This window comes from Pedobacter hiemivivus (assembly GCF_005144565.1).
GTDB classification, from domain to species: domain Bacteria; phylum Bacteroidota; class Bacteroidia; order Sphingobacteriales; family Sphingobacteriaceae; genus Pedobacter; species Pedobacter hiemivivus.
Map to the genome: position 1 here is coordinate 153,603 of NZ_SWDX01000005.1, position 11,118 is coordinate 164,720.

General features: G+C 40.4%; 8 protein-coding genes. 1 reads left to right on the forward strand and 7 read right to left on the reverse strand.

Features of this window, described 5'->3' with window-relative positions:
* Positions 1 to 70 precede the first annotated feature (70 nt).
* From FBD94_RS13890 to FBD94_RS13910, 5 genes are all read right to left on the reverse strand, one after another.
* Positions 71 to 1,396 carry a DUF6089 family protein gene (locus FBD94_RS13890; protein ID WP_136880623.1) on the reverse strand — a complete coding sequence of 442 codons (1,326 nt, stop codon included), beginning with the start codon at positions 1,394 to 1,396 and terminating at the stop codon, positions 71 to 73.
* Between the two features lie 128 nt (positions 1,397 to 1,524).
* Positions 1,525 to 3,240, reverse strand: a complete 1,716-nt coding sequence (gene ggt, locus FBD94_RS13895; protein ID WP_136880624.1) for a gamma-glutamyltransferase — start codon at positions 3,238 to 3,240, stop codon at positions 1,525 to 1,527.
* Positions 3,218 to 4,990, reverse strand: a complete 1,773-nt coding sequence (locus tag FBD94_RS13900) for an AMP-dependent synthetase/ligase (RefSeq protein ID WP_136880625.1) — start codon at positions 4,988 to 4,990, stop codon at positions 3,218 to 3,220. Before FBD94_RS13900 ends, ggt begins: the two co-directional genes overlap by 23 nt.
* Positions 4,991 to 5,643: 653 nt before the next feature.
* Positions 5,644 to 6,426 (reverse strand): copper homeostasis protein CutC, encoded by a 783-nt coding sequence (locus tag FBD94_RS13905; protein ID WP_235884467.1) that lies wholly within the window; start codon positions 6,424 to 6,426, stop codon positions 5,644 to 5,646.
* Positions 6,427 to 6,443: 17 nt separating this feature from the next.
* Positions 6,444 to 7,475, reverse strand: a complete 1,032-nt coding sequence (locus tag FBD94_RS13910; protein ID WP_136880626.1) for a N(4)-(beta-N-acetylglucosaminyl)-L-asparaginase — start codon at positions 7,473 to 7,475, stop codon at positions 6,444 to 6,446.
* Positions 7,476 to 7,624: 149 nt separating this feature from the next.
* Here FBD94_RS13910 and FBD94_RS13915 point away from each other — a divergent pair, with 149 nt between their 5' ends.
* Positions 7,625 to 8,101 carry a hypothetical protein gene (locus tag FBD94_RS13915; protein ID WP_131611075.1) on the forward strand — a complete coding sequence of 159 codons (477 nt, stop codon included), beginning with the start codon at positions 7,625 to 7,627 and terminating at the stop codon, positions 8,099 to 8,101.
* Between the two features lie 86 nt (positions 8,102 to 8,187).
* Here FBD94_RS13915 and FBD94_RS13920 read toward each other — a convergent pair whose 3' ends face one another.
* Both FBD94_RS13920 and FBD94_RS13925 read right to left on the reverse strand, forming a co-directional pair.
* Positions 8,188 to 8,562 carry a hypothetical protein gene (locus FBD94_RS13920; protein WP_131611076.1) on the reverse strand — a complete coding sequence of 125 codons (375 nt, stop codon included), beginning with the start codon at positions 8,560 to 8,562 and terminating at the stop codon, positions 8,188 to 8,190.
* Positions 8,563 to 9,032: 470 nt separating this feature from the next.
* Complete coding sequence (locus tag FBD94_RS13925; RefSeq protein ID WP_235884469.1) at positions 9,033 to 10,820, reverse strand: M61 family metallopeptidase; 1,788 nt, start codon at positions 10,818 to 10,820, stop codon at positions 9,033 to 9,035.
* Positions 10,821 to 11,118: the final 298 nt, after the last annotated feature.

Consider the following 11,118-nt stretch of genomic DNA (forward strand, 5'->3'; position numbering starts at 1 on the left):
GACCGCTCAAAGCAAAAAATGGCCTCCTAAATAAATAGGAAGGCCATTGAAAGTTGAATACCGCTTTAGACTAGAACAAAGTAAATTCTACCCTTCTATTTTTCTGACGACCAGCAGCGGTTTTATTACTTGCTATAGGTTGTTCCAGACCATAACCTGTAGCTTCAATTCTGGAAGGATTAGCACCTTTAGCTACTAAATATCCTTTAACAGCCTCGGCTCTATCTTTAGATAACCTTTTATTTAAAGCTGCTGAACCCGTATTATCTGTATGTCCTGCTAATTTTAAGCTAAAGTTTTTCTCCACCAAAAGTGCAGCAACACGATCTAATGTTGCATGTGATTTAGCACGGATAGTCGATTTACCCAAATCAAATTCCAAGTTTTTAATTGCATCAGCAACTACCTTACGATCGGCCTCTGTGATGATAACTTTTTCCTGAACCACCGGAACAGGTACTTTCAGTGGACAACCAGAACCGTCTACAACAATTCCTGCAGGTGTACCTGGGCATTTATCAAATTTATCTGAAACACCATCACCGTCACTATCAGTCGACAAGGCTCCTACTTCAGCTTTCAACCTTGCATTTTCAGCTTTTTGGGCATCCAAATCACCTTTCAGTGCATCAGCGGTTTGCTTAGCCTTTAATGCTTCATCATAAGTTAAAGCTACGGGGTTATGCCATGCCAATTGTTTTCCTTGACCTAAAGAAAATTCTAAACCTGCATATGCGTAATTGTATTTATCATTACTGCCACGATAAGTACCATCAAGGTTATCGCCATCCACAAAGTTTACAGTCCAACCTAAATCAAGGTTAACTTTTTCGGCCACCTTAAACTTAGCGCCCAATCCTACTGGAATAATCAATTCGCTAATGGTCTTACCACCTGCGTAATCTGCTAAACCACCACCGTTGGTAGAAGTTTTCACTTTATAACCGGCTAAACCAGCACCACCTGAAGCATATAACTGCACCGCACTGTTGTTATTAAACATGCTAATGTTAAACAAGTTTACAACTGCATTTAAGCTACCTGAATATTCAAGACTAGTTTCAAAACCGCTAATCGGACCAGTAATCGCGACACCACTATCAAACGGTTCCGAATTGTCTCCTTTTAATTTACCTCTAACCCCGTCTAAACGTAGCGAGAAATATGGAGTAAGTTGTTTTTTAATGTACAAACCATAACCTAAATCACTTTTCCAGTTAGAAAAGTCATTTTTACCTCCTAGCGGAGAAATTGGTGACAACACACCTGCATTTACACCGATAGACCAAGTAGAAAGCTGACTTGCCTCACTCACTTTGTCCTGTGCCTGAACAGCACCACCAAACAATAATGCTGAGAAAGCGAAGGGCAAGCATCTAAATAAATTTTGTTTCATAATAGGAGGGTTAAATAATTAGTAGATTCTTTAATTCTGGAAATAACAATTCAATTGTCAGGCCAAGTTATAAAATCACCAATACAACCCCAATACTCCCCATTCGCTGTGTATAATTCTATACAGCTCTACCAACCCATTGCCTTATCGTCACCACGTTTATCTGCTCCACCCTGATAATAGCCCCATTTGGTTTTCAATATTGCGTCCACCCTTCCAATACTTCCACGCTCCAAAATGGGATAGCCTTTATTGACCAATTTCTGGGTCGTCATACTATCTAAGGCCCCTTTCTCCACATAAAGCGTATCTGGTAACCATTGGTGATGAAACTTTTTCGCATTCACCGCGCTCTGCATACTTTTATTAAATTCAATCACATTAACGATCGTCTGAAAAACTGACGTAATGATGGTAGAACCACCCGGAGTACCTACAATCATGAATAACTTCCCGTCCTTTTCCACTATAGTTGGCGTCATAGAGCTCAACATGCGCTTACCCGGTGCAATTGCATTTGCCTCACCGCCCACTAAACCATACATATTTGGCGATCCTGGCTTTACCGAGAAATCGTCCATTTCATTGTTCAACAAAAAGCCTCCACCCTTTACCACGACAGAAGACCCGTAGGATCCATTTAAAGTGGTGGTTACAGAAACCGCATTTCCATCCCTATCTACAATAGAGAAATGCGTAGTTTCCTCATGCTCTGCTCCCTTTAATACCCCAGCCTTAATTTCCGAACTTGACGTAGCATGAGCCCAATTAAAGTTGGCCATTCTACTTTTGATGTAAGCATCATTTAAAAGTTGCACTTGTGGAACCTTGTAAAAATCAGGATCTCCTAAATACTCAGCCCTATCGGCATACACTCTACGCTCGGCCTCAACCATAAGTTGTACCGTCGAATCCGAATTTAGCCCCCAGCGTTTCAAAGGATAAGGCTCTACAGATTTTAACAATTGAATTAAAGCAATACCACCACTTGACGGTGGTGGCATAGTCACAATACGATATTCTTTATAGTTGCCAACAATAGGCTTACGCCATATGGCTTTATAGTTTTTTAAATCCTCGGCACTAATGATCCCCCCACCACGCCTCATTTCGGCCAGTAAGCTATCAGCCACTGGTCCTTCATAAAAACCGGCCTGTCCTTTATCTCTTATCTTTTCTAAAGTTGCCGCTAATTCTGGCTGCAGCAAAACATCATCCTCCAACCAGTCGGTCTCCTTAACCAGTGCTGTACCTTGAGGATTATTTTTTACAAACCTTTCCTTACGCCTATTAAATTCGCCTGCCTGCTGTTCGCTCACCTTAAACCCATTTCTGGCTAGTGCAATGGCTGGTTCAATCAAATCGGCCCATTTCAACTTTCCATATTTCTCATGTGCAGCGACCATTCCGGCAACTGATCCTGGTATACCAGATGCCAAATGTCCCTCCAGACTTTTATCTACAATAGGGTTGCCGACCGAATCCAAATACATATCTCGGGAAGCTATTGCAGGCGCTGTTTCACGGAAATCAAGTGAATTCATTTCCCCTGATGCTCCACGATAAACCATAAAGCCACCTCCACCTATATTTCCGGCATTGGGATATACAACTGCCAAAGCAAACTGTACCGCAACTGCTGCATCAATAGCATTGCCACCTTTTTTTAAAATATTTAATCCGACCCGAGAGGCCAATTCATTGGCGGAAACTACCATACCATTCCGGTATTCGTTGCTGTTATCCTGACCAAGCTGACCACCTACACAGCCAGAAAAAGCTACAGTTATGAATAATGCAGTAGCTACTGCGAAAAAATGATTAACCTTTATAATCTTCAGCATCTATATAGATTTTATCTATCAGGACTGCATTCTTCTCTAGAATCACTTTTCTTTTCAAGCTCAATTTTGGCGTCAACTCTCCACCGTCAATGCTCCATTGCTTAGGCAACAAAGCAAAGCGTTTTACCTGCTCCCACTTCCCGAAATCTTTGCCGGTCAGCTCAACGATCTGGTTAAACTTCTCTAAAACCTGAGCATTTTTAGCCATTTCCTCATCAGTACTGTAATTGATCCCTTTTTTTGCAGCCCAGGCTTTCAGCGCTACAAAATTAGGCACAATCAGCGCCGCCGGGAATTTACGGTTCTCGCCCAACACCATTACCTGTTCTACCAGAACAGTTTCTTTAAATTTATTTTCTATAGTCTGCGGGGCTACGTATTTACCCCCCGCAGTTTTAAATATTTCTTTTTTACGGTCTGTAATTTTGAGGAAGCGTCCCCCTACGATCTCGCCGATATCACCCGTATGGAACCAGCCATCACTATCTATCGTTTCGACGGTCAGATCGTCGCGCATATAGTAACCTTTCATAATAGAGTGGCCTCTTGCTAAAACCTCACCATCTGCAGCAATTTTAATCTCCATACCTTTAATAACCGGCCCAACTGTACCGAACATGGTGTTATCAAAATGGTTAACGGTGATTACAGGTGATGTCTCGGTTAAACCATAGCCTTCAAAAACGGGCATTCGCGCTGCCCAAAAAATACGGCAAAGGCGAGGATTTAAAGCAGCCCCACCAGAAACGATCACCACAATGTTTCCACCCAGGGCCTCTTGCCATTTTTTAAAGACCAGCTTACGGGCAATCCCCAGCTTAAAATTATAGAACCAGCTGTTCTTAATTTCATATTTTTCGGCAAGTGCTACCGACCAGAAAAAGATACCTCTTTTAATTCCTGTAAGCGCTTTACCCTTTTCCATAATTTTCTCATACACCTTTTCCAGTAGTCGTGGAACGGTAGAGAAAGAATTAGGTTTTACAAATTGTATATCGGCAACAATAGTCTCCATGCTCTCCGCATAGTAAACACCTACACCAGAATACATGTACAGGTACACGACCATGCGCTCAAAAATATGCGACAGCGGCAAAAAGCTCAATCCCTTTTCCACCCCCGGGGGTAAAAGTACCGCCGAATTTTCAAAGTTCTGGACCAGATTATTGTGCGTTAGCATCACTCCTTTCGGTGTTCCTGTTGTTCCTGATGTATAAATCAAGGTTAAAATATCTTCCGGTTTTACATCGTCTCTATAAGCACCTAAATGTAACTCTGTTAATTCTTCTCCAGCTTTTAGCAACACTGTCCAATGGTCTGCCCCTGCTATTTCATCAAGCGTGTAAATCGTAACCGGAGTCTTTAACACTCCATTTACAGCTTGCAATTTTTTAAAGATGGCTTCATCAGCAGCAAAAACTACGGTAACTTCAGCGTTTTCGAGAATAAACTTAATATCGTGTTCTGCTAGCGTGGGATATAAGGGGACCTGGTAGGCCCCAATTTGACTGATTGCAAAATCGGTAATGTTCCATTCTGGCCTATTGTGCGACATCACAGCCACACGAGATGCTTTACCAATGCCAATGCTGATCAAGCCTTTACTCAACAGATCAACGGTCTCGCAAAACTTTTCAGTGCTATATTTTACCCATACACCCTTTATTTTACCGCTAATAAATTCTTCTTTAGGAAAGTTCTCTAAGTTGTATTGGAGTAAATCAAATACTCTTGTTACCATTGCAGCCATATATGATCAGCTTTAATTAAAGATTTGGTTAAATGATTATACATCGATTAATTCATCTGCATAACCCTTGCTTCTCAAACTTAACTAAAAATAATTAATATTTAGTGTGCATTCCTGGCCTGAGTTTACAATAAAAATGAATTATCAGGCACCCTTCTGAAGTTTGACAGGCATCACTATGAATAGGGGTTAAGTTGGGAATGAGTAGCGGATAAGTAGGGGGTTGCTTTACCCCTGCGTTACCCTTCCTTTACCGTTGCTATACCCTTGCGTTACCCCTAGGGTATAGCAACCCTATCCCAACGGTAACGTAAGGGTATGGTAAAGCGCTACTCATTCCCAACTTAAACGCTACTTATCCCCCATTTATAGTATTGCGTGTCTTATCCGCTACTCATAATAATCATTATACACATATGCCTTGCAACATGCTGAATGAAAAAGCCCTTGGATGAAAATCCAAGGGCTAAAAACTTATACAATAAATGGTTTTAATTACTGTTTTACAATTGTAACTTCAGTTCTTCTATTTAACTGATGCTCTTTTTTGCGATAACTCTTGATTGTAGGCATCATCACCTCTACTGTCGGAGTTTTGCACAGAAATATAAATAATGACGAAATTAAATGTAAAATGTTTTAAGAGATCTTAACTACATGGGGTTATTTGCCCAATATATCAATTCCTTTATGAGCTCAATATCGGATAGCTGATAGTCTAAATCCTTGCGACTCCCTTCGCTCATGTGAGAATTTTTATACATCATCTCAGTTGGCACCGTACTCATTGCCGAAGCATGAAATTCTATCATTTTAGTGGCCTTTACCAAGCGCACTACATTTTCAATCGATACGCCACCACCAGGCATAATGATAATTCTATCATTAGCTGCTATAACCAGGTCTTCGATATCAAATACGCCCTCATCTACTCTCGGATGGCCGCCAGAAGTGAGTATTCTGGTGCAACCCAATTTTATAATGGTTTCCATTGCTTCAAACAAATCCCTGGTCCTATCAAAAGCCCTATGGAAGGTGACCTCCATATCGCCTGCTAATGCAATCAGCTCAGCACAACGTTCCTCATCCACAGTTCCATCAGCTTTCAAGATACCAAGCACGACACCCTCACATTTCAATTGCTTACATATTTTAATGTCCTCCTTCATCAGTTCGAACTCCAGGTCGGTATATAAAAAGTCACCCCCTCTAGGCCTGATGATTGCGAAAACGTCGATATCCAACATTTTCTTCGCCATTGCAATCTGCGCATAACTAGGCGTTGTACCACCTTCATGTAAATTGTCACAAAGCTCAACTCTTATTGCACCGCCTTCTTGCGCTACCAAAGCAGAACGCAATGAATTGGCACAAACTTCCATATCAACCCAAGGTGCTCCGTCTGAATTAAACTTAGGTTCTTTAACTTTAACCATACTTATTGTTTTATGTATTAATAATAACTTTTTCCGTCTATCAGCAGGTCACTTTTTTGAGCGGTACAAACTGCATAGCTAAACCCTTTTTGAATCGCATAAGCTCCATACTCCCCTTTTTTATTGAGTGCCAAAAAGCCTACTTGTATCTTTTTGGCAATGTCTGGCTTCTTTTTAATGATACGCATCACGGCTTCTTTACAGGCATCTTCTGGTGAGTAGCCCTGGCGCATCAGCTCGACTACCAAGAAACTGCCTACATTGCGGATCACCTCTTCGCCCACCCCAGTAGAAGTTGCTCCACCAATTTCATTGTCTACATAGAGTCCGGCTCCAATAATCGGACTGTCACCAACTCTCCCATGCAATTTATAGGCCATTCCACTGGTGGTACATGCACCGGATAAATTCCCTTTAGCATCTATGGCCAACATCCCAATGGTATCGTGATTATACTGATTCCCAGGTAATTTCCGCGGTGCGGCTTTATCATATAGCTTGTTCTCAATATTCATAATGGGTTCATATTTCGCCGTCTTCAGCCACTCCCGCCAAGCTTTCTCACTTTCTTTGGTCAATAAATTCTCCTTTTTAAACCCGTTTTCCAGCGCAAATTGTAAAGCACCATCACCCACCAACATCACATGGGGCGTCTTCTCCATCACCAGCCTGGCTACAGAGATTGGATGCATGATGTGTTCTAACCCCGCTACAGATCCACAATTACCCAATTCGTCCATAATGCATGCATCAAGCGTCACATGTCCATCCCTATCCGGCAAACCACCATAGCCTACAGACTGGTTCTTAGGGTCAGCCTCAGGCACATGTACTCCTTTCTCTACCGCATCCAAGGCCCGACCTCCTGCCGATAACACCTTCCATGCAGCTTGGTTAGCTGCAATACCAAAATCCCAGGTAGAAATAACAATGGGCCGTACCTGCTCCTGCCCCAGGCCTGTAGTAAAATCTCTCGATAATGAACTAAACGAGGAGAGCATGGGAATTCCGAACGCGGAGAGTTTAATAAATTTACGTCTGTTATGCATGTATAGAAAATATGGTTACCCCTAATATAATCCATTTGTTTAACATCTTGCTTCAGAATTAAAGTTTACCTAAATATTTACTAACTTCGGCACAATAGTTGCTAACCCTGATCGAATCAAATTAATAACAAAATACACAAACAACAATTATGAAAAAATTAATTTTTACTTTCCTTGCCGTTGCTGCACTTTTTACATTGAACGTAACTACAGCTTCAGCTCAGAGCTATAATAACGCGATCGGTGGTCGTTTTGGTTCTGCTAATGGAGTAAGTTTTAAAACTGCCCTAAATAAAGGTGCTATGTTAGAATTAATCGGAAACTTTAGAAGCAATAGCGGTGCTTCTTATGCTAACCTAACTGGTTTATACGAAGTTTACAAACCAATCAGCAATGCTCCAGGATTAAACTGGTACTATGGTGGTGGTGCTACTATCGGTTCTTACAAAGTAAAACATGGCGATGGTGACTTCTACCTATCTGCAAACGGTGTTTTAGGTTTAGATTATAAATTTAAAGATGCGCCTATCAACTTATCTTTGGATTGGGTTCCTGCTTTACAATTAACTCCAGACACTGGATTTTGGGGTGGTGATATAGGATTAGGCGTTCGTTTCGCTTTCTAAGCAACCTTAAAATAATACCAGAAAAGGCGGCAGGTTTTAAAACCTACCGCCTTTTTTGATTAAAAAAATCTAGAAAATCTAAAATACTACCTTGTACAATCAGCTGTCCAAGTTGCTCCGCCTTTAACAACAAGCATTTTTAACGTGCTTGCATCAATGGTAATACCGGTTAAACCACTTCCAACACTTACATAAGTATTGTCTCCTTGTTTTTCAAACTTCACACCTGTAATATCAGGAATGTTATTGCCGAAAAAGAAATTGTAAGTCTCACCAACTTTACTTACGGTAACCTTTCCATCTGAGCTGGTAATGGTGCTTTCGTCTTTATCATAAGAAATAGAACCTTTATAAGTACCTACAAAGAAATCCTTTGTTGCAGGATCTGTATCTTTTTTGCAAGACATCATAACCGTTGTTACAATTAGGAATACGCCAAGAATTTTTACTATGTTTTTCATGATATAATGATTTGATGTAACAGGATAATTACAATACCTATGCCAAGTAGAAAAGCTCAAATTCGACAAACCGCCCCCAATCCCCTTTAAACGCTCCTTTAAAAAAGGCCGGTATTCAAATATTCATTTTTAAAAGGACGTCCTTAATCACCTGTGTTCATGCGCTTACCAGGCTTTTACACTAATATCGCTGCTAGCGTTAATGACCATAAATGCAAAAAAAGCAAAATACTTTTCAAACAGCCTTTACAACTGTAATTATTGCCCTTCTGGCGCTACACTTTACCCTTGAAAGTGCATAGACTAATGGCATGGCGAATTCAGGATGACGAACGTACAAAAAAGCCTGAATCATGATATATGATTCAGGCCCTTGTTTTAAGCTCCTACTAAGGTAAAAAATTACCTTCTCAGAAAGAGCCTAGCGTTCTTCGCTTCTTCAGCGAAGCAATGCAGCTCTTGAAGAACGGTTATTTTTTAAACCAAGCCTGTCTTACTTTATTTTGCAATTCGCTCGCATTCTCATCTACTGCCCCTACCAACTTTATACCTGGATAATTCTTAAGCGTAACATTAAAATCTCTAATCTTCCCATCTCTTGCTACTTTAATCACTACCACATCACCTACTTTTTTACCGCTAATGGCTGGCATACGCTCCACTGCAGATTCTATTGGTGTACCATCAATGCTAATCAACTCATCGTTTACACTTAAGCCATCAACCCATGCAGAAGTATTGCGCATGATCGATGTAATAAACATCCTTCCTTCAGTTTTTTTAGAAGTAACGCCTAGGTAAGGACTGCTTTTACCTTCCAATTCATTTGTTACTTTTATACCTGCATAACCAAAGTATTTAGCATACTCTGGCAAAGTGGTACCATTCACATATTTTGCCCAGAAATCAGTAAAATCCTGTCCACTGATCTTTTCTACCATCGCCTTAAATTCAGCATCGGTATACCCTCTTTTCTGCGCTTTATTTTGCAGGTACATGGCTTTCATTACATCATCCAGGCTTTTAGTTCCTTTGGTAGCCTGTGCAATTGCAATGTCCATTAATATACCAACGACTTCACCTTTGGCGTAGTAAGAAACGGTAGTATTGTTAGAGTTTTCATTAGGTCTGTAAAGTTTGATCCATGCATCATAGCTGGCTTCAGCTACAGATTGTACCTGTGCACCTGGAATATTAGACACATTGCTCACTGCGGTAACCAGTTGGTCTACAAATTCCTTTTCGGTGATAAAGCCTGCTCGTAGCATCAATTTATTCTCGTAATAAGCGGTAAATCCTTCGGCTACCCATAAATTGGTGGTATAGTTTTCATTGTCATAATCAAATGGACCTAAGGCTACCGGGCGCATTCTTTTTACGTTCCACAGGTGATAATATTCGTGAGCAACAAGCTCTAGGAATCCCTTATAACCTTCTTTGGTACTATAACCGTTGCGACTCGCACCTAACACCGTAGAGTTTAAGTGCTCTAAACCTCCACTACCTGTAGAGAAATTGTGCACAATAAAGGTATAGTGCTTATTTGGATTTTCGCCATAAATTGCGGTGCCTTGCTCTACGATTTTAGCCATATCAACCTTTAGCTTTTCTTTATCGTAGTTGCCACCACCAAACATAGCCACCTCATGCTTTACACCAGAAGCCATAAAATCAAAAACATCCTGATTACCTACTTCAATAGGGCTATCAAACAGGATATCAAAATCGCTAGCAGTATAAGTAAATTCCTTTCCGGCAACAGGTTCTAATCCTGTTGATACTTTAGTCCAGCCTTTGTAAGGAATAATTTTTACTGTGCTAGCATGTTTCAACAATCCATCAGGATACATGAATACACCTGTGCTTGACAAAAATGCATGGGTATCATCGATAAAAGAAGTACGCACAGAAACCTCGAAAGCATATACTCTATATTTAATTTTAACCGTATTTGCTTTTGCAGCATATACACGCCAGGTATTTTTTCTTACTTTTTCATGTTTTAATGCTTTACCTGCTGCAGTAGCTTTAAAGCCTTCTACACTTTTAGAAAACTCACGTACCAGATAAGAACCCGGTGCCCATACAGGCATTTTTACGTCTATATAATCTTTCGCTAAACCAGAGATGGTCATTTCTACTTCGGCATAGTGCGCCTGTGGTTCAATAAAACTTACTTCGAATCCTATTTTTACTTGTGATTTGGCCGTCATACCTACTGATAGTAATATTACTATTGCTAATAATGATTTTTTCATTGATCTTTTTCTTTTAACGTTGTGGAGCCGACATAAGGTTTAGGTCAACTATTTGCTAAATTGTGCCAAACTTAGATAAAACTGCGCAAAAAGGCTATTGTAGTGCTGAATTTATTTCAAAAGTACCCCTACCTGTAACACACTTAATACAAGCTACTATGGTCATTTTAAATATTTTTGTGCGTTAGCCTTTCAAAAGCGTTAAGAACATTGAGCACCTAAAGAGCGTCATCCTTAATGTACTCAAATACCCAAGTATAAAATGCAATCGCCGGAACTCGAATGCAGGTAAAACAAG

Bases quoted from the DNA above. Each gene is read 5' to 3' on its own strand.
- FBD94_RS13890 (WP_136880623.1), bottom strand. From the start codon at position 1,396: ATGAAACAAAATTTATTTAGATGCTTGCCCTTCGCTTTCTCAGCATTA.
- ggt (WP_136880624.1), bottom strand. From the start codon at position 3,240: ATGCTGAAGATTATAAAGGTTAATCATTTTTTCGCAGTAGCTACTGCA.
- FBD94_RS13900 (WP_136880625.1), bottom strand. From the start codon at position 4,990: ATGGCTGCAATGGTAACAAGAGTATTTGATTTACTCCAATACAACTTA.
- FBD94_RS13905 (WP_235884467.1), bottom strand. From the start codon at position 6,426: ATGGTTAAAGTTAAAGAACCTAAGTTTAATTCAGACGGAGCACCTTGG.
- FBD94_RS13910 (WP_136880626.1), bottom strand. From the start codon at position 7,475: ATGCATAACAGACGTAAATTTATTAAACTCTCCGCGTTCGGAATTCCC.
- FBD94_RS13915 (WP_131611075.1), top strand. From the start codon at position 7,625: ATGAAAAAATTAATTTTTACTTTCCTTGCCGTTGCTGCACTTTTTACA.
- FBD94_RS13920 (WP_131611076.1), bottom strand. From the start codon at position 8,562: ATGAAAAACATAGTAAAAATTCTTGGCGTATTCCTAATTGTAACAACG.
- FBD94_RS13925 (WP_235884469.1), bottom strand. From the start codon at position 10,820: ATGAAAAAATCATTATTAGCAATAGTAATATTACTATCAGTAGGTATG.